This is a genomic window from Sphingomonas sp. IW22, assembly GCF_041321155.1.
GTDB lineage: Bacteria > Pseudomonadota > Alphaproteobacteria > Sphingomonadales > Sphingomonadaceae > Sphingomonas.
In genome coordinates, this window is sequence record NZ_JBGGWB010000001.1 from 1,787,133 (window position 1) to 1,805,825 (window position 18,693).

General features: G+C 64.3%; 13 protein-coding genes. 7 read left to right on the top strand and 6 right to left on the bottom strand.

What is annotated here, in order from left to right; genetic code table 11:
• Positions 1-18: 18 nt before the first annotated feature.
• Positions 19-1,887: an alpha/beta fold hydrolase gene (locus tag ACAX61_RS08880; RefSeq protein ID WP_370714397.1), complete on the bottom strand. Its 1,869-nt coding sequence runs from the start codon at positions 1,885-1,887 to the stop codon at positions 19-21.
• A 120-nt stretch (positions 1,888-2,007) separates the two neighbouring features.
• Here ACAX61_RS08880 and ACAX61_RS08885 point away from each other — a divergent pair, with 120 nt between their 5' ends.
• On the top strand, positions 2,008-3,021 hold the full coding sequence (locus tag ACAX61_RS08885) for a cupin domain-containing protein (protein ID WP_370714398.1): 1,014 nt from the start codon (positions 2,008-2,010) through the stop codon (positions 3,019-3,021).
• 140 nt (positions 3,022-3,161) lie between these two features.
• Here the strand turns inward: ACAX61_RS08885 and hisD (ACAX61_RS08890) are convergent, their stop codons facing one another.
• On the bottom strand, positions 3,162-4,466 hold the full coding sequence (gene hisD, locus ACAX61_RS08890; protein WP_370714399.1) for a histidinol dehydrogenase: 1,305 nt from the start codon (positions 4,464-4,466) through the stop codon (positions 3,162-3,164).
• A 293-nt stretch (positions 4,467-4,759) separates the two neighbouring features.
• Between hisD (ACAX61_RS08890) and ACAX61_RS08895 the strand changes: the two genes are divergently transcribed.
• Positions 4,760-6,046, top strand: a complete 1,287-nt coding sequence (locus ACAX61_RS08895) for an MFS transporter (RefSeq protein ID WP_370714400.1) — start codon at positions 4,760-4,762, stop codon at positions 6,044-6,046.
• A 52-nt stretch (positions 6,047-6,098) separates the two neighbouring features.
• Here the strand turns inward: ACAX61_RS08895 and ACAX61_RS08900 are convergent, their stop codons facing one another.
• The 4 genes from ACAX61_RS08900 to hisD (ACAX61_RS08915) are packed head-to-tail and all read right to left on the bottom strand — an operon-like array spanning position 6,099 to position 10,136.
• The gene (locus tag ACAX61_RS08900) at positions 6,099-6,842 is read right to left on the bottom strand and encodes an HpcH/HpaI aldolase family protein (protein WP_370714401.1); all 744 of its coding nucleotides are present in this window, start codon (positions 6,840-6,842) and stop codon (positions 6,099-6,101) included.
• Entirely contained in the window at positions 6,839-7,990 is a 1,152-nt protein-coding gene (locus tag ACAX61_RS08905; RefSeq protein ID WP_370714402.1) for a cobalamin-independent methionine synthase II family protein, read from the bottom strand. The genes ACAX61_RS08900 and ACAX61_RS08905 overlap by 4 nt, the downstream gene beginning before the upstream one ends.
• A gap of 53 nt (positions 7,991-8,043) precedes the next feature.
• Positions 8,044-8,811 carry an SDR family NAD(P)-dependent oxidoreductase gene (locus ACAX61_RS08910; protein ID WP_370714403.1) on the bottom strand — a complete coding sequence of 256 codons (768 nt, stop codon included), beginning with the start codon at positions 8,809-8,811 and terminating at the stop codon, positions 8,044-8,046.
• Positions 8,808-10,136 (bottom strand): histidinol dehydrogenase, encoded by a 1,329-nt coding sequence (gene hisD / locus ACAX61_RS08915; RefSeq protein ID WP_370714404.1) that lies wholly within the window; start codon positions 10,134-10,136, stop codon positions 8,808-8,810. Before hisD (ACAX61_RS08915) ends, ACAX61_RS08910 begins: the two co-directional genes overlap by 4 nt.
• Before the next feature lie 506 nt (positions 10,137-10,642).
• On the opposite strand from hisD (ACAX61_RS08915), the gene ACAX61_RS08920 reads away from it, so the two are divergent.
• From ACAX61_RS08920 to ACAX61_RS08940, 5 genes are all read left to right on the top strand, one after another.
• Positions 10,643-13,513, top strand: a complete 2,871-nt coding sequence (locus ACAX61_RS08920; protein ID WP_370714405.1) for a TonB-dependent receptor — start codon at positions 10,643-10,645, stop codon at positions 13,511-13,513.
• Between the two features lie 260 nt (positions 13,514-13,773).
• A complete protein-coding gene (locus ACAX61_RS08925; RefSeq protein WP_370714406.1) occupies positions 13,774-14,817 on the top strand; it encodes a LacI family DNA-binding transcriptional regulator in 1,044 nt (347 codons plus the stop codon).
• Positions 14,818-14,901: 84 nt separating this feature from the next.
• Positions 14,902-16,683, top strand: a complete 1,782-nt coding sequence (locus ACAX61_RS08930) for an alpha-glucosidase (RefSeq protein WP_370714407.1) — start codon at positions 14,902-14,904, stop codon at positions 16,681-16,683.
• A 17-nt stretch (positions 16,684-16,700) separates the two neighbouring features.
• A complete protein-coding gene (locus ACAX61_RS08935) occupies positions 16,701-18,200 on the top strand; it encodes a tryptophan halogenase family protein (RefSeq protein WP_370714408.1) in 1,500 nt (499 codons plus the stop codon).
• Between the two features lie 188 nt (positions 18,201-18,388).
• Positions 18,389-18,598, top strand: a complete 210-nt coding sequence (locus ACAX61_RS08940; protein WP_370714409.1) for a DUF4287 domain-containing protein — start codon at positions 18,389-18,391, stop codon at positions 18,596-18,598.
• The last annotated feature ends 95 nt before the right edge of the window (positions 18,599-18,693 follow it).

Below are 18,693 nucleotides of genomic sequence, written 5' to 3' on the forward strand. Positions count from 1 at the left end.
CGCCCGCCGCCTGTGCGATCAGCGCGGGATCCCGGCGTCCTGCTGCAACTGCGCCAACTTGACCTGTGCCAGCATCGACAGTTCGTCATACACGACCCATTCGTCGATGATCTTGCCATCGCGAACATGGAAGTGATTGACGCCCATGACCGACAGCGGATGCCCGGTCGGTGCGCCCAGCGCGCCATAGCCCAGATGGTGACCGTCCAGCATCCAGCGAACGGCATATTTGGTGCCGCCTTCTTCGCTTTCGACCGAACAGATGTGCTGCGGCACGAAGTAGCCGTCGGGGATCAGTGCGATCAGGCGCATGGTCTGCTGCAACACGGCTGCGACGCCGTAATATTCGCGCATCAATGGCCCGTGCCACTGGCAATTGGGCGCATAGAGTTCGTGAATGCGACCGAACATCCGCTTGTTATAGATGTGGTGCAGGTCGCGCAGCAGCTGTGCCTCGTCCTCGCTATGGGCGATCGAGACATCGGCTTCGGTTTCCGGCGGATACTGGCCGAGCAGGCGGCGGTTTTCGACCACCTCCATCACCGGCTGGCCCGCCTCGAACTTGCGATTGGCGATTTCCTGGGCAAAGGCATGCGGGTCCAGGCCGAGCTGGATGACGGGGCCCAGATTGTCGCGGACGATCCATTCCTTGTAGATCTTGTTTTCCACGATCATGCAGTCTGCAACCGTGCGCGTCAGAAAGGTGCGACCGGTCGGCTTGCCGTACATGCCGAACTGGCTGTGACGGCCCTGACCATGTGTCATGTGGCTGGTGTAGAAGCCGTCCACGTCATTGCCGCGCCAGATCACCTGCTGGGCCAGGCCGCGACGGTCGGGGAATTCGACCAGCCGCTGGATGGTGTCGCGAATATGCGTCTCGCGATCATACATCGTGCCCAGCGTCGTGTAAGCCACGCAATTATGGGTGTAATGGGTATAGATCAGCCCGACATCGCGCTCGTCCCAGATGCGGTGGGTGCAACGTACGATATAATCGACAATGTCGGTATAGATGGGATCGAAACCCCGCATGCTCTGCGTGCGCGGACGATCGGTGGGGACCAGTTGGGTGAAGTCGCGTCGTTCGACCTGTAGCACCTGTCCGTCCTGCTGCGCGGCAGTGTCGGTCTTTCCGCTCGCGGACGTCTCAGTCTTGGTCATGCTTCCTCCTTTTTCGGCCCGGTCGGGCATCTGACAGGCACGGTCCACACGCGCGAGCCATGTGGCGACGTGGATTGCAACCGTGTCGGGGTCCTCGATTGGCGCGAAATGGCCCACGCCGTCGATCAGGATCAGTTCGGCGTCGGGCATGGCCGACGCCATTTCCTGCTGCACGGCGGGCGGGCACAGGCGATCCTCCTGCCCGGCCAGGATAAGCGCCGGGGCGGTGATCGCCGCCAGCCGTTCGCGCTTGTCGGTGCGGGCGCGAACCAGCTTTTCCTGCGCGGCAAAGGTTTCGGCACCGACGCGCTCTGCCATGGCGTCCAAGAGCGCGCGCAAGGCGGCATCGTCGCGACGGGCGGGGCCGACGCAGCCCGGCCAGACCGCCGCCACGGCATCGGCGGGCGTCGGTGCCGATGGCGGCGCATCGGCGGCGCGCGCGCGGGCGTTGCTGTCGATCATCGCCAACCCGACCACCCGATCGGGCGCCATCAGAGCGATTTCCAATGCAACCAATCCACCCAGCGAGAAGCCGATAAGGGCGAACCGGCCCGGCGCGCGATCCAGTACCGTGCGCGCCGCTTTCACCGGATCGGATTGGTCGATCACGACGACCTGTGACGCGCGGACGGCAATCCGGGCGAGGAGCGGGGAAAATATCGCATCGTCGCAAAGTGTTCCGGGCAGCAGCACGATCGGCACTGCCGCGTCCGTCGCAGCTTTCAAATCCGCTGCCGAAATCGATCCCTGGGAGTTCACGCCGCCTGCCGCCTTGCACCAATGTGCGAGTTGGTCTAGCTGTTCTGCATTCGGATGCAAGAGCGTTTAGCGCTGTAGGAGATCAAGGTGGATTGGACTGAGGACGCCATGCGCGCGCGGCTTGTGCGGTATGCGGATCTGGTGCCGTGCCGCACTGCGTTCATCGATACGCGGACGCCGGGTTCGACGGAAAAGGAGAATTTCACCATCATCGGTGCCGGGGTGTCGGAAAGTGCGGATCAGCATGTCCACATCACCGAACGCCACGGGTTCAATATCGGGGCCGCGCGCCAGCCCTTTGGCTGCGTGAATTCGCAGCACAGCCACGATACGGCGGAAGTGTTCGTCGTGCATTCCGGGCACTGGCGACTTCCCTTCGGGCCGAACAAGGAAGATGGCTTTATCGACATCGGCCCCGGCGATGTCGCATCGGTGCCAATCCATATGTTCCGTGGCTTTGCGAAACTGGACGAGGGACTTGGCTTTCTGTTCACCGTCCTGGGTCAGGACGATCCGGGCAAGGTGACATGGGCGCCCGCCGTGTTCGAAGCCGCAGCCGATCACGGGCTGAAACTGGCCAAGGGCGGACGGCTGATCGACACGTCCAGCGGCGAATATGCGTTGCAGGATGTCGAACTGGCCGATGCGACCGCCGCCGATATAGCGGCCGAACTGCGCACGCCGCCAATGGAGAAGCTGCGTGAATGCGTGGTCGCCGCCGATGCGATGGTCGCCAATCCCAATTCGCCCTTGGCGCGCGACGGTGTAGAGGAAGCAGCCGTCATCACGCCGGTCGCAACCGGTGATGGCTTTGGCGCCGGGCCGATTGCGGGATGGTGGCCGCACGGCTTTAACGTGCGGCGGCTGACGATGCGGACGGGCGCCTTTGTGCCGTCACACGCCCGTTCGGAAGCGGAAGTGATCTTCGTGCAGTCGGGCACGCTGGAGATCAGCTGGGCCGGCGGGGCGATCGTGATGGGCGCGGGCGATACGCTGACCGTGCCGGTCGGCTTGCCGCATGCATTCCGCAATACCGCATCGGTCGATCTGGTGGCGTTCATCGTGCGCGGCAGCGATGCGCCGTCAATGCCGGTGTTCTAGGACGTTCAGGCCGCCTGAGGCGCGCAGGGACGACAGGAAAGGGCGCGATCGCTGCCGCGGTCGCGCCTTTTTTTATTTTCCAGCGGCATTGCCGCGAATGATTCCCGACCGGCGCGATCGCACCGGCCGGGAACTGCCGATTACTTGGCGGCGGCCTGATGCAGGCGGTCGACGCGGACCTGAGCGGCTTTCATATGGCCCTCCATACCCTCGCTGGCGCTCTGGCGCGATGCGGGCGGGCCGACGCGTAGCACGGCTTCGTCCTCCAGCCACTGATGGGTCGCGATCTTCACATAGGAACCGACCCACAGACCGCCGGTATAGCGGCCCGCGCCCATGGTCGGCAGAGTGTGATTGGTGCCCACCGTCTTGTCCGAATAGACGACGCTGGCATTCTCACCGATGAACAGCGAGCCATAGTTGCGCAGCTTTGCCGCCAGCCCGTGTGCGTCGGTGGTGTGCACCTGAAGATGTTCGGCGGCGACATGGTCGGAATAGGCGATCATCGCCGCCTCGTCCTGGCACAGCACGATCTCGCCGTAGTTGCGCCAGCTCTCTCCGGCGATGCCGGCGGTGGCCAGCGTCTCGAGCTGACGCTCAACTTCGCGAGCGGTTTCCTCTGCCACGGCCCGGTCGGTGGTGATCAGGCCGACACGGGTCCGCACGTCATGCTCCGCCTGCGCCAGCAGGTCGGCGGCGATCAGCCGGGGGTCGCCGCTGGCATCGGCCAGCACGAAGATTTCCGACGGACCGGCGAGCTGGTCGATGCCGACCGGACCGAACACCTGGCGCTTCGCTTCGTTGACGAAGGCGTTGCCGGGGCCGACGATCTTGTTGACCTGCGGAATGCTTTCGGTGCCGAACGCCATCGCGCCGATCGCCTGTGCGCCGCCCACGCGGAAGATGCGATCCGCGCCCGACAGGTGGCAGCCCGCGATCATCGCCTGATGCGCGTTGGGCGGCAGGCAAGCGACAACTTCGTCGCAGCCCGCGACCTTGCCCGGCACGATCGTCATGATCGGTGCCGACAACAGCGGGAAACGGCCGCCGGGGACATAGGCGCCGACGCGCTGGATCGGGATCACCCGGTGGCCCAGGTGCAGACCGGGCAGCGGCTCAACCTCCAGCGGCAGGATGGTCGACAGCTGCGCTTCGGCAAAGCGGCGGACATTGTCGATCGCGAATTCGGTATCGGCGCGCGTCTGCGCCTCCAGCGCGTCCACGGCCGCCAGCCGGTCGGCGTTCGACACTTCGAACTGGTCGAGATCGGCGCGGTCGAACTTGATCGAATATTCGCGGACCGCCGCGTCCCCGCGATCGCGCACCCCGGCCAGGATCGATTCGACGAGCGAGACGACGTCGCCCGTATCGACAAGCGAGTCGCGGGCCGGAGCCTTGACATAGCTGGTGGTGTGCTCGAACCCCTTTGGCGCCTGATCGGCCATTTGCCTTGTCTCCAATACGGACGCCGCGACGCGCGACGCTTCGCGCTGTTTGCTAGTGACTGCGAATGCATTTGTCACGCGATCCGGCGCGCGCAAAGCACCAAATTGTGTAGACACTCCGGCGTAGGGTGCTGCCGTACTCCGGATGCAAATGTGATGGACAGGCGGGGGGCGCGCCGATAGCCTTGCGTCGATCATGACATGGGATGGCACGGCGATAATCCCGAACAGGCAATGTCCTGCATGACAGCGGGCCGCCCGGTAGCGCGGCGCTGGACAAGGGGTGGCGGGATATGACGGGGATCGGTGGCGTGCGGGCGGAATTGGGGGGCGGGCAGGACGGCATTGGCGTCGCGCCTGGCCCCGCGTCCTCCATATTATCAGCGGGATCGAGTGGCGGGTTCGACCACAGCCTGGCGCGGCGAATCGCGGCCTTTGGTTTCGTGCTGATCGCTGAGTTCTTCTACGGCTGGGCGTGGAACACGGTGGACGTGTTGCGCCCCTTCATCCGCGACAGCCTTGGCCTCACGCTGACACAGGCGGGCTCGGCCTATTCGGCGCAAGGGGCCGGCGCGCTGGTCGGTGCCATCGCCTTTGGCCAGTTGGCCGACCGGCTGGGGCGGCGCAACATGCTGGTGGCGATCATGGTCGGCTATGGCGTGATGCTGATCGCGGGCGTGGGCGTGGCCAGCTATGTGCAGCTCTTGTTGCAGCGTTTCGTGCTGGGGCTGTTCCTGGGTGGCAGTTTTCCGGTCATTGTCGGTATTTATGTCAGCCTGTTCGGCGCGGGCGTGCGCGGGCGGCTGGCCAGCGCGATCAACCTGACGTTCAGCAGCGCGATCGTGGTGCTGGGGCTGGCGCTGGGCAATCTGGGCGATGCGGACTGGCGCATGTTGCTGTGGCTGGGCGGGGTGCCGCCGGTGCTGCTGGCGGCGCTGGCCTGGGTCATCGTGCCCGCCGGCGGTGTGGTGGTACAGGCGTCGCGCTTTCCCATTCGGGAGCTGTTCGCGCCCGCTGTGCGCCGCCGTACCCTGTTGCTCGCCAGCCTGACCGGGCTGAATTTCTTCGCCTATCAGGCGTTCAGTGGCTGGCTGACCATTTACCTGAAGGATGTGCGCCTGCTGGATGCCGAAGTGATCGGGCGGCTGGTCGCAGCCCAGTTCGCGGGCAACATGATCGGCGGCTTTGCCTGGGGCTGGGCGTCGGACCGGCTGGGGCGGCGGTTCGCGGCGCTGGGTTTTGTCATGGCGGCGGTGTCGATCGCCATTTACCTGACCATCCCGTCGATCGTGCCGCTGCTGATCGTTGTCGGCTTTGCCTATGGCTTCGGCCTGTCGTCCAGTGTGGTGTGGGGGCCGTGGCTGGCCGAGCTGTACCCGCCGCACCTGAAATCGACGGCGGCGTCGATCTTCAACTGGGGGCGGTTGATCAGCTTTTTCGCACCGCTGGTGACGGGCGCGCTGGCGGCCGGTGTGGGATTGCGCGCGGCGATGCTGGTCGCCTGCCTGATCTTTCTGGTGGCGGCGATGATCTGGCGCAGCCTGCCCGAAACGCTGACGCCGCGAACGCAACGGGGATAGGCGGGCCGGGGCGGGGGTGCCGGCCGCGCCCCGCTCCCCGTTTCGCGGTGGCTTATCCGGCCATGGCCAGCGCATTGGCACCGGCCAGCATGAAGCCATGATCCGATCCGAGCAGGAACAGCGTGGCGCCATGTCCCTGCCAGTGCGGAATGTCGGCGGCGCGGGCCAGGAACATGCCGACCGGGCGATTGTGCCGCCGCCCCGCCGCGCAGATGCGCTCGACCGCGTCGACCACCACCGGATCGTCCTGGCTCGCCGCGCCATAGGCTACGGTCAGGTCGACCCGGCCCACGAACAGCGCGTCGATGCCGTCGGTCGCGGCGATGGCGTCGATCGCGTCCACCGCTTCCGGGTCCTCGATCTGGGCGATGACGACGGTGCGCGCCGCCGAACTGGCCAGATGGTTTGCCATCGGCCGGGTGGTATATTCCGCCGCGCGCGACGATCCGGCATAGCCGCGCCCGCCCCGGCCATAATGCGCCATGCGGACCAGCGCCGCCGCTTCCTCCGCGCTGCGGACATGCGGGGCGACGATGCCGGTCGCGCCGCAATCCAGCGCGTTCAGGACATGGTCGCTGGTGGCGACCGGTACGCGGACCAGCACGTCCTTGCCCGCCGCGCGCGCCGCCATCACGCATCCATCGATCGCGAGCCGGTCGAACGGCGCATGTTCCGCATCAAGGCACAGGCAGTCGAGCGCCGTCAGCGAGAGCACCTCGACCACAATCGGGGAGGGTGTCTTGACGAAAGTGCCGATAATCCGTTCCCGCGCGGCCAGCCGTTGTTTCAGCGTCATGCCCCGCGACCCCAAAGCCGGTCGCTGGCCCGCGCCGCCCCTTCGGCCAGCGTCGCCAGCTTCGCATAGACGATGTCAGGATCGACCGCGCCGAACCCGGCAAAGGTCGAAAAGCCGCAATCGGTCCCGGCGATCACGCGCTCGCGCCCGACCAGATTCGCGAACTGTTCGATGCGAAGCGCGACGACTTCGGGGTGTTCGATGAAGTTGGTGGTCGAATCGATCACGCCGGGGATCAGCACGCGGTCGTCCGGCACCAGTGCCGCCAGGTCGCGAAACGCCTGCCAGTCATGCTGATGCCGGGGATTGGCGGTTTCGAACAACAGGCCCTGCGGTTTGGCCTTCATCAGAATGGGCAGGATCGTCCGCATTTCGACATCGTGGTGATGCGGGCCTTCGTAATTGCCCCAGCAGACGTGCATCCGCACCTGTTCGGCGGGCACGTTGCGCAGCGCGTGGTTCAGCACCTCGACATGCCGCTCGATCAGCGAGAGATATTCTGCTTCCGACCGGTCCTTGTACATCATGTGGCGGCCCAGCCCCAGGTCGGGGCTGTCGAGTTGCAGGATCAGTCCGGCGGCGACAATCGCCTCATATTCCGGGCGCATCGCTTCGGCCAGCGCCTCAAGATACGCATCCTGCGTCGGATAATGGCGATTGGGCTGGAACAGCGCGATCACGCCGGGGGAGGCGGCGTTCATGAATCCCCCCGCCGGGTGGTGCCGCGCAACGGCGCGGTCGAACCGGGCCAGATCCTCATGCAGCGGCGCCAGCGTCAGCGGCGCCACCGGGCCGACGCAGCACGGGCGGCGATAGGTCGGCGTACCGCCACTGCTCGCCTGGCGTTTCAGGAAACTGGGAAATGCCTCAAGATCGGCGGGCGGCGTGCGTTCTGAATCGCCGTCAAAGCCGGTGATGCGATCCTTGATATAGGTCGCATAGCTGATCTTCGACATCTCGCCATCGGAAACCAGATCGATGCCGCACGCCACCTGCCGCGCGACGCATGCGTCGACGGCATCGCCGATCACCGTATCGAAACGGGCAGGATCGACAGCATCGCCGCGTTCCAGCGCGAAGACCAGTTCGGTCACATCGGCATCGCGCGGCAGCGATCCGACATGGGTGGTCAGGATATGGTCGGCCATGAGACTCCTGTTCGCGCGACGCTGGCGCGGTCAATGGGTGGCGGTTTCGCGGGTCAGTCGGCGGTCCAGCCGCCATCGACGACAAGGCTGGTGCCCGTGACCAGCGCGGCGGCGGGGGATGCGAGAAAGACGACAGCGCCCATCACATCCTCGACCGTGCCCAGCCGACCCAGCTTGATCTTGGCCAATACGCTGTCGCGAAAGGCGGCATCTTCAAAAAAGGGGCGCGTCATCGGCGTTTCGATGAAGGTCGGCGCGATCGTGTTCGACCGGATGCGGTGCGGGGCAAGGTCGATGGCCATTGCCTTGGATAGCCCCTCAAGCGCCCATTTCGATGCACAATACAGGCTGCGGTTCGCGCCGCCGACATGCCCCATTTGCGAGCCCATATGGATGATCGACCCGCCGCGCCCGGCGGCGATCATGCCCGACGCCACCGCCTGAGCGACGAAAACCGCCGCTTTCAGGTTCAGGTCGAGGACCGCGTCGTAATCTTCGACGCTGACATCGGTGAACGAACGGGGCCGGTTGGTTCCGGCGTTGTTGACCAGAATGTCGAACGGCTCCGCCGCAGCGATGGCGCGCTGCGCGGCGGCGACGTCTAGCACGTCGAGGACCAAAGCCGCCGCCGTGCCGCCGCCGGTGCGGATCGCGGCGGCGGCTTCTTCCACCTCCTGCGCGGTCCGCGCCGCCAGCGTGACCGATGCCCCCGCATCGGCCAGCGCGGCGGCGCAGGCCAGGCCCAGCCCGCGCCCCGCGCCAGTCACCAGCGCGCGTTTCCCCTCCAGCCGGAAGGACGGCGTGCGCGGCAGCTGGGTCATTCGGCGGGGACGAGCGCTTCGGCGACCCCGGCATAGGGGACGTTGCGGCCGCCATGGCGACGCACGCGGACATTGGCCTGCTCGCCATGCCCGGCAAAGCCCTCCAGCGCGCACAACCGGCTGCAATATTCGCCGATCATGGCCGATGCCTCGTCACTGGTGACGCGCTGATAGGTGCAGGTTTTCAGGAACTTGCCGACCCACAAGCCGCCGGTATAGCGCGCCGCCTTGCGCGTGGGCAGCGTGTGGTTGGTGCCAATCACCTTGTCGCCATAGGCGACGTTGGTGCGCGCGCCCAGGAACAGCGCGCCATAGTTGGTCATGTTGGCCAGGAAATAATCCGGGTCGCGGGTCATCACCTGAACATGTTCGGACGCGATTTCATCCGCGATGCGGACCATTTCGGCATCGTCTTCGGCAAGGATCACCTCGCCATAGCTTTCCCAGGCGCGGCGCGCGTAATCGGCGGTGGGCAGCACCTGCAACAGCCGCTCGATCTCGCGCATCGTTTCATGGGCCAGCGCCTCTGACGTGGTCAGCAGGATGGCGGGGCTGTCCGGGCCGTGTTCGGCCTGACCCAGCAGGTCGGTCGCGCACAATTCGCCGTCGGCACCCACTTCGTCGGCGATCACCAGCGTTTCGGTGGGGCCGGCGAACAGGTCGATGCCGACCCGGCCGAACAATTGCCGCTTGGCTTCGGCGACATAGGCGTTGCCGGGGCCAACCAGAATGTCGACCGGTGCGATGGTTTGCGTGCCGAGGCCCATTGCCGCCACCGCTTGAATTCCGCCCAGGCAATAGATTTCATCGGCACCCGCCAGCGCCTGTGCCGCGACGATCGCGGGGGCAGGGCGGCCGTTGAACGGCGGCGCGCAGGTGACGACGCGCGGCACGCCTGCGACCTTGGCGGTGATGACGCTCATATGCGCCGAGGCGAGCAGCGGATATTTGCCGCCAGGAACATAGCAACCCGCGCCGTTTACCGGGATGTTCTTGTGGCCCAGCACAACACCGGGCATCGTTTCGACCTCGATGTCGAGCATCGATTCGCGCTGCAACTTCGCGAAATTGCGGACCTGGGTCTGCGCAAATTCAATGTCGTGCAACGCCTGAGCGTCAAGCTGGTCGATGCAGCCCTGAATCTCTGCGTCGCTCAGACGATAGGAATCGCGATCCCATCCATCGAATTTGATCGACAATTCGCGCACCGCATCGTCGCCGCGTGCCGCGATATCGGCCAGGATCGTCTCGACCGCATTCTGAACCTGACGATCATTCGTCGCGGTGACCTCCGCATCCCGGCCACGCTTCAACCACTGAGCCATACCCACTCCTTGCATCCGAATGCAGGCTGCTTATGGCTCCGCTGCCAAGTTCACAAGGGCTTTTGTGTAGCGAGCGGTATGGCCGGGCCGGCGGGCTGGATGATGCATTTGTGCGACCTGACAAGCCGCGTTGGCGGGTTGTGCGCCGTCGCGGCAGTTGGTTTGGTGAAGGTGCGGGCCGGGGCAGGGCTCGTGATCGCGAATCTGTTCCCTCGATAGCGCGCCAGACCAGTCATTCGAAAGCAAGAAACCGCCCGTTCCACGCCTGACCGGAGCGACCTCACCGATCCCAATATTCGAGCCGGATGAGGCGCTTGTCTTCAAAAGGCCCCTTATTTCCGACATATTTGCTTCGGATTGTGCGGTGCAACCATTGTGCAACAATCGCATGGCAAACAGCGCATTCGGATGCAGAAAATTGTGGACAGCTATTTTTTCGCCCGATACGCAATCCCCCGAATGACGTGAATCAGGGCGCCTTGCCCGGATCATTTTTGGGGGGTTTCATGCTGAATTGGGCTTTGCTTTCCGGTTCGTCGGTGGTTGCGCTGAGCATGCTGGGTTCGCCCGCATTGGCCCAGAGCGCCGATGTCGGACCGACCAGTCAGAGTACCGCGCCGGTCGCCGCGCAGGCGCAACCTACGAGCGCGCAGCCCCAGCCGGGCCCTGGCACTCCGCTTGAACCCGCACCTGAGGTGGAGGATGGCGCGATCGTCGTCACCGGCATTCGCGCATCGCTGGCGACGGCAGCGCGCACGAAGCGCGATTCAGCCGTCGTGGTGGACTCGATCTCTGCTGAAGACATTGGCAAGTTGCCTGACGTTTCGATCGCCGATTCGCTTGCCCGCCTGCCCGGCGTCACCGCGCAGCGGCTGGAGGGACGCGACCAGCGCCTGTCGATCCGCGGTCTGGGGCCGGACTTCTCCACCACGCTGTTGAACGGCCGCGAACAGGTTACGGTCGGCGACAATCGCGGCGTCGAATTCGACCAATATCCCGCCGAATTCTTCCGTCAGGTCGATGTGTACAAGGCGGCGGACGCATCCCTGATCGCTGCCGGCATTTCCGGCACGGTCGACCTGCGGATGCTGCGCCCGCTGGATCAGCCCGAAGACCTGCTCGTCGTGTCGGCGCGCGGGGAAATGAACGGCATCGACAAGCTGAACCCGGACGGCACCCGCTATGGTTGGCGTGCGACGGGCACCTATGTCGGCAAGTTCGCCAATGACACGCTGGGCATCGCGATCGGCGTGTCGGGAACGCAGACGCCCAGCCAGAACGAGCGTTACAATGCGTGGGACTATATCAACGATCCCAACGGCAACCGTCTGATTACCGGCGCCAAGCCCTATGTTCAGTCGAACCTGCTCAAGCGTTATGGCGTGGTGGCCACGCTGGAATGGGAACCGTCGGACAATTTCCACTCCACCTTCGATGCGCTTTATTCGAACTTCACCGAAACGCAGCGCAAGATCGGCCTGTATATCCCGCTGGGTAACAGCGCATCGGTGACCGACAAGGTGGTCGACAACGGCGTCGTGACCGGTGCGACCTATGGCAACCTGTTCCCCGTTCAGGCGAATGACCAGAACGAGCGTACCGCAGATAACTTCTCCTTCGGCTGGAACAACGATATCGGCCTGTCGGACACGGTTCGCCTGAACATCGATGCCAGCTGGTCGCATGCCGAGCGGACCGACGTGCTGCTTGAAACCTATTCAGGATCGGGCTTTCTCCGCGCGGGCGCCAACCCGGACACGATCGGCATTTCGCTGGGCGAAGATGGCGGCTTCTCCTTCTCGCCGACGATCGACTATTCGGATACCGGTATCATCAAGCTGACCGACCCGCAGGGCTGGGGTCAGTCGGCGACGACGCCGGTGGTTCAGGCGGGCTTCGTCAACCGGCCGAAGTTCGAGGATGACCTGAAATCGCTGCGCCCATCGCTGAAGGGCGAGTTCGGCGGTGGCAGCGTCTTCAATGGCTGGGAAGTCGGCGGCAATTACAGCCAGCGCAAGAAGGTCAGCGCGTTCCAGTCCTATTATCTCTGCCCGCCGGGTGGCGACGGCAGCTGCACAGTCGCGGGCGGCACGCCGACCATGGCCGACATCCCGGCCGAAGCAGTCATCGGATCGGTGCCGGTGGGCTATGCCGGCGGCTTCTCGCTGCTCGCGCTCGACCCGGTCTATCTCTATGAGAATGTGCTGGATTCGGTGTTCGATAACCGGCCGGTGTCACTGGTCCGCGACAACAGCGTGACCGAAAAGGTCTGGACCGGCTATGCCAAGCTGTCGCTGGACGGCGAGGTCGGCGGCAAGTCGGTCAAGGGCAGCCTCGGCGCCCAGATCGTCCACACCACCCAGTCGTCGGTCGGCAGCACGTCGAACCTTCAGGTCGTCAACGGTGTCGGCGTCGTGACGGTGCTGCCCGCCAGCGGCGAGGCGAGCTATACCAACTTCCTGCCCAGCGCGACGCTGTCGGTCGAGCTGGAGCGCAACCTGTTCGTCAAAATGTCGGCATCGCAGACGATGGTGCGACCGCGTCTCGATCAGGAGCGTATCAATCAGGAATTGCGGATCAATCCGGTCAATATCGGTATCGGCGGTGGCGATCCGTTCTTCAGCCCCTTCTCCTCGGTCGGGGGTAACATCAACCTGCGGCCTTATCAGTCGCTCAACCTTGACCTGTCGGTAGAGCGTTATTTCACCGATGGCGGCTATGTCGCGCTGGCGGGTTACTTCAAGAACCTGACCGACTTCGTCGATCCCAACAACAATATCGCCTATGACTTCAGCTCGGCACTCAGCCTGTTGACCCCGGCGCAGCAACAGCAGGTGCTGGCAAGCGGCGGCGAGATCGGCTTGTTCCAGACCCCGTCGAACAGCGGCAAGGGCACCATTGCCGGCATCGAGGCGACCGTGTCGATGCCGCTGCGCACGATTGCGCCGGTGCTGGACGGCTTCGGCGTCTTTGCCAGCGGGTCGTACACGCAAAGCGATGTGCGCTATGCCAGCAACCCGACCCAGCCGATCGGCTTCCCCGGCCTGTCCAAATGGGTCGCCAGCGGCACCTTCTACTACGAAAAGCACGGCTTCCAGGCGCGGGCCAATTATCGTTACCGCTCCAGCTTCATCGGCGAACTGGCTGGTTTGTCGGCGAACCCGTCGTTCCGTACGGCGGATGCCGAGGGCATTCTGGATGCCCAGATCGGGTATGAGTTTCAGAATGGCCCGCTCACCGGCCTGAGTCTGTTGCTTCAGGCAAAGAACCTGACCGACGAGCCGTTCATCAACTATACTGACAGCAGCATGAAGGAAATCTTCGACTATCAGCGCTATGGCCCGACCTATTATCTGGGTGCGACCTACAAGTTCTGATTGCCGCTTCGAGAAAAGGGTCGGATCGGCGCCCCATGCCGGTCCACCCGATTTTCGCAGGTTCGTTACTCTTCCTGAGCCTATGGCCGGGCGCCCTTTTCGGGTGCTCGGCCTTTTTTGTCTGGTGAGCGCGGGATCGGGCGGGCCGTTGCTGTCATTTACATGTGTTCGCCCCATCGCAGGTGGCGTATAGAGGGCGGCTCCGGCGGGCGGGTCTTGCCCGGTGGGGGAACCGGCAAGCAGATGGAAATACGCAGATCGTGACGAAAGGCAGGACGCCCAAAGCCGAAACCGTGGCACCGCGCGGCAATCGCCGGGCGACTTCCTATGACGTTGCGCGGGTGGCGGGCGTGTCGCAATCGGCCGTCTCGCGCTGTTTCGCGCCGGGGGGTAGCGTGTCCAGCGGAACGCGCGAACGCATTCTGAAAGTGGCGCGCGAGCTGGGCTATCGCCCCAATGCGCTGGCGCAAGGGTTGATTTCGGGCCGTACCAACCTGGTCGCGGTGCTCATCTCCAGCCTGACCGACCTTTATTATCCCGAAGTCCTGACCGAACTGGCACGGCAACTGACGTTGCGCGACATGCGGATGTTGTTGTTTTCGCTGGAAACCGAAAGTGAAGTCGACGCCGTCTTGCATCAGGTCTGGCGGCACAGCGTCGATGGGGTGATTTCGGCGGCCCGCCTGTCCGACGCGCAGGTCGAACTGTTCGCGCAGCATGAAGTGCCGCTGGTCCTGTACAACCGCACGGCGGTCATCGCATCGGCGGCTTCAGTCTGCTGCGATTCAGTCAGCGGGGAACAGGCGCTGGTCACCCGGCTGCTGGCGGCGGGGCATCAGCGTTTCGCGATCATCGCCGGGCCTGAGGACAGCTATGTCGGCGAGGAAAGGCGAATGGCCGCTGCCCAGCGGCTGGCCATGGCGGGTATCAACGACGTGCCGGTGGTCCGCGGCGATTACAGCTATGACAGTGGCCGGGCGGGGTTGCACGCGATCGCGGCACGCGGTGCATTGCCCGATGCGGTAATCTGCGTCAGCGACCAGATGGCGGCAGGCGCGATGGATGCGGCGCGGATCGATCTCGACATCGCCGTGCCCGACCGGCTGTCGGTAGTGGGCTTCGACGGGTCGGGTCCGGCGGGCTGGGCCAGTTATGAAGTGACCTCGATCCGCCAACCGGTGCGACGCATGACCGACGCCGCCGTCGCGATGCTGACCGAACGGATCGAAGATCCCGACATGCCCGGCGAACGCCGCCTGTTCGCGGGCAAATTGCTGACCGGAAAATCCGCGCGCCTCGGCTGAATCGCCGCCCCCGTGATTAGCGCTTTACCCGGCATCGGCCTCTCGTCTAGACCTGTTCGCATCCGAATGCACAGGAGTAGCCGCATGTCGTTTTTTCGCGCCTCGCTGACCCTTGCAAGCGCGTTGGCGCTGAGTGCGCCTGCACTGGCAAGGGGTGAGGCGACCTCCGTCGCCGCCGAACCGGCGGGCGATGCCGCGGCGGCGGAAGTGCCGTGGTGGAAGACCGGCGTGGTTTACCAGATTTATCCGCGCTCCTTCGCCGATTCCGACGGCAACGGCGTGGGCGACCTGAACGGCATTACCCAGCATCTCGATTATCTTAAGGATCTGGGCGTGGACGTCGTCTGGCTCAGCCCGCATTTCGACAGCCCCAATGTCGATAACGGCTATGACATCCGCGATTACCGCAAGGTGATGAGTGAATTCGGAACCATGGCCGATTTCGACCGGATGCTGGCGGAGATGCGAAAGCGCGGCATTCGCCTGATCATCGACCTGGTGGTCAATCACAGCAGCGACCAGCATGCCTGGTTCGAAAATGCAAAAACCGGCCCGGACGCAAAATATCGCGACTATTACATCTGGCGGCCGGGCAAGGCGGACGGGTCGCCGCCCAATAACTATCCCAGCTTCTTCGGTGGGTCGGCATGGAGCCGTGCGACGCCGGGCGGCGATTATTACCTTCATTATTTTGCGCGCCAGCAGCCCGACCTCAACTGGGATAATCCGCAGGTTCGCGAGGGCGTGTACGACATCATGCGCTTCTGGCTGGACAAGGGCGTGTCCGGTTTCCGCATGGACGTGATCCCCTTGATCTCCAAGGACCAGACCTTCCCCGATCTTAGTGCCGAACAACTCGCTGATCCGGCCAAGCCCTATGCTCATGGTCCGCGCACGCACGAATATCTGCGTGAGATGAACGACAAGGTGTTGAGCAAATACGACACCATGACCGTGGGTGAGGCAATCGGCATCGCGGACGATGAAGATCATCTGTTCACTGCACCCGAACGACGTGAATTGAACATGATCTTCCATTTCGACGCGTCCAACGTCGATCGCGATGGCTGGCGGTGGAAGCCGTGGACGCTGCCGGAGTTGAAGGCCGATTACGACCGGCTTTATACCGCGCTGGGTGACAAGGGCTGGACCGCAACCTTCCTTGCCAATCACGACAAGCCGCGCGCGGTGTCGCATTTCGGCAATGACAGCCCGAAGTGGCGCGAATTGTCGGCCAAGGCGCTGGCCACCATGTCGCTGATGCAGCGCGGCACCCCGTTCATCTATCAAGGGGATGAGCTGGGCATGACCAATTTCCCCTTCACGTCGATCGACCAGTTCGACGATATTTCAGCCCGCAACCTGTGGCGCGAAAAGGTCGGCGGGGGTCAGGTGAGTGCTGCCGACATGCTGGCCACGCTCAACCGGACCAGCCGCGACCACACCCGTACGCCGATGCAATGGACCGCAGGCGAGGGCGCAGGCTTTACCACCGGCAAGCCCTGGCTGGCGATCAATCCGAACCATGACCGGATCAACGCGCAAAGCCAGCAGGCAAAGCCGGGATCGGTGCTGTCCTATTACCGGCGCCTGATCGCGCTGCGTAAACAGGTGCCGGTGCTGGTGGACGGAGCGTATCGGGACATCGATCCCGGCCACGCCAGCGTCTATGCCTTTACCCGCACCGACGGTGATGCGCGCGCGGTGGTGCTGATCAACTTCAGCGACCAGCCGGTGGATTATGCGCTGCCCGACGGCATCGCGGTACAGGCGCCCTTGATCGACAATGGCGGCGGACCCACTGCGGCACCGGGTGCGCGCCGAGTGACGCTCGGCCCGTGGCAGGCGACAGTTTATCGCTATTGAGGCGGAGGGGCAGGGGGATGGCGCAGGGACGCACGCGTATCGTGATCGCCGGCGGCGGCAGCGCCGGCTGGATGGCGGCGGCAGCGCTGCGTCGTTTCCTTGGCCCCGATCATGCGGTCTGCCTGATCGAATCCGAAGCGGTCGGCACCGTGGGGGTGGGAGAGGCGACAATCCCGCAGCTGCGTCTGTTCAACGCCGCGCTTGGCATTGATGAGGACGAGTTCATGCGCGCCTGCGGGGGTAGCTTCAAACTGGGTATCCAGTTCGACGGCTGGCGTAAGCCGGGTGAGGTTTATCTGCACGCCTTTGGCAATGTCGGTCGCGATGTCGGGCTGACCGGCTTTCAGCATCTGTGGCTGCGCGCCCGGTCGCTGGAGCTGGCGGGCGAACTGGGCGATTACTGCCTGAATGCCGTGGCGGCCGATGCGGGGCGGATGCATCGCGGCGCCGCGCTGACCGCCAAGGCGATTCCGCCGCTGCCCTATGCGTTTCACTTCGATGCCGCGCTATACGCTGCCTTTCTGCGCCGCCGGGCGGAGACGGGCGGCGTGGTCCGGCATGAGGGACGCATCCTGTCAGTCGAACGTGATGGCGAAAGCGGTGAGGTGCGCGCGCTGTTGCTCGAGGGCGACCGGCGGATCGAGGGCGATTTCTTTGTCGATTGCACCGGCTTTCGCGCGTTGCTGATCGGCGATGCGCTGGGCGTCGGCTATCGGGACTGGCGGCGCTGGCTGCCCTGCGACCGGGCCGTTGCCGCCCCCAGCGCGGCCATGCCGCCACTGCCGCCCTATACGCGGGCGACTGCGCATGAAGCGGGCTGGCAGTGGCGCATTCCCTTGCAGCACCGCACAGGCAACGGCCTGGTCTATTGCAGCGATTATCTGGACGACGACGCGGCGGAGGCGATGCTGGTCGACCTGATTGGTGGCTCGCCATCCGCGCCGCCGCGCCGCCTGCGATTTGTCACGGGCATGCGCGAACGCGGCTGGTGCCACAATGTCGTGGCAATGGGCCTGTCGTCGGGATTTCTGGAGCCGCTGGAATCGACCAGCATCCATCTGATCCAGACCGCAATTTCGCGCCTGTTGCAGCTTTTCCCCCGCGCGGGCGGCGACAGCGCGGCGCTACGCCGGGAATATAACCGCCAACTCGATTTTGAAATGGCGCGGATCCGCGATTTCCTGATCCTGCATTATTGGGCGAACGAGCGCAGCGAGCCCTTCTGGGTCGATCGGCGTGCGGCGGGGTTGCCCGACAGCCTGGCCGAACGCATCGCGCTGTGGCGGGACAGTGCCGTCATCGTGCGCGAGCATGAGGAATTGTTCACCGAAGCGGGGTGGATACAGGTGCTGATCGGGCAGGGCGTCATACCGCACAGCTGGCACCCGCTGGCCGATACGATCTCGGCCGAAGAACTCAGCGAGTATCTCGTGACGCTGAACACGCTCTATCGTCGTGAAGTCGCTCGGTACGCCGATCATGATGCCACGATCGCCGCCGGGAGCGCGATGCGTTGAGCCGCGCCGGCGGCCGCCACATCGCGCTTGCCGCATTGCCGCCGCGTTAAGAAAATTTCGGTGGCAGCAAGTGCCGCGGCGGAAAAGAAGACGGTTGAGCGGCAATCAGATCGCGACGCCCTCATCGATAGGTGCTGACCCTGGGCCGTGTTGACAAAAGGAGGGAATTTGAGGATCGTCGGCAGGCTATGGCCGAAGACGTCAAAGGTCCCGCATCCTATTTTCCTTCCATTGAGAAGAAATATGGCCGTCCCGTTTCCGACTGGAAGGAACTGGTTCGTGCGGCAATGCCTGCCAAGCACATGGAACTCGTTGCCATGCTGAAGGAGCAGCATGGAATGGGGCATGGCCACGCCAATGCGATTGTTGCCCATACCCTTGCAGAGAGCAGCGACTGAGTATTGTTGCTGTCCGGGATTTCGAAACTGTCCCGTTCCTGATTCAAGGCCGTTCCTTGAGGAGCCACGGGTCGCGGGCACTTATCGGACAAGGA

Excerpts from the sequence above, each read along its gene's own strand:
- ACAX61_RS08900 (WP_370714401.1), bottom strand. The coding sequence starts at position 6,842 with ATGACGCTGAAACAACGGCTGGCCGCGCGGGAACGGATTATCGGCACT.
- ACAX61_RS08905 (WP_370714402.1), bottom strand. The coding sequence starts at position 7,990 with ATGGCCGACCATATCCTGACCACCCATGTCGGATCGCTGCCGCGCGAT.
- ACAX61_RS08940 (WP_370714409.1), top strand. The coding sequence starts at position 18,389 with ATGGCCGAAGACGTCAAAGGTCCCGCATCCTATTTTCCTTCCATTGAG.
- ACAX61_RS08935 (WP_370714408.1), top strand. The coding sequence starts at position 16,701 with ATGGCGCAGGGACGCACGCGTATCGTGATCGCCGGCGGCGGCAGCGCC.
- hisD (WP_370714399.1), bottom strand. The coding sequence starts at position 4,466 with ATGGCCGATCAGGCGCCAAAGGGGTTCGAGCACACCACCAGCTATGTC.
- ACAX61_RS08920 (WP_370714405.1), top strand. The coding sequence starts at position 10,643 with ATGCTGAATTGGGCTTTGCTTTCCGGTTCGTCGGTGGTTGCGCTGAGC.
- ACAX61_RS08930 (WP_370714407.1), top strand. The coding sequence starts at position 14,902 with ATGTCGTTTTTTCGCGCCTCGCTGACCCTTGCAAGCGCGTTGGCGCTG.
- ACAX61_RS08910 (WP_370714403.1), bottom strand. The coding sequence starts at position 8,811 with ATGACCCAGCTGCCGCGCACGCCGTCCTTCCGGCTGGAGGGGAAACGC.
- hisD (WP_370714404.1), bottom strand. The coding sequence starts at position 10,136 with ATGGCTCAGTGGTTGAAGCGTGGCCGGGATGCGGAGGTCACCGCGACG.
- ACAX61_RS08895 (WP_370714400.1), top strand. The coding sequence starts at position 4,760 with ATGACGGGGATCGGTGGCGTGCGGGCGGAATTGGGGGGCGGGCAGGAC.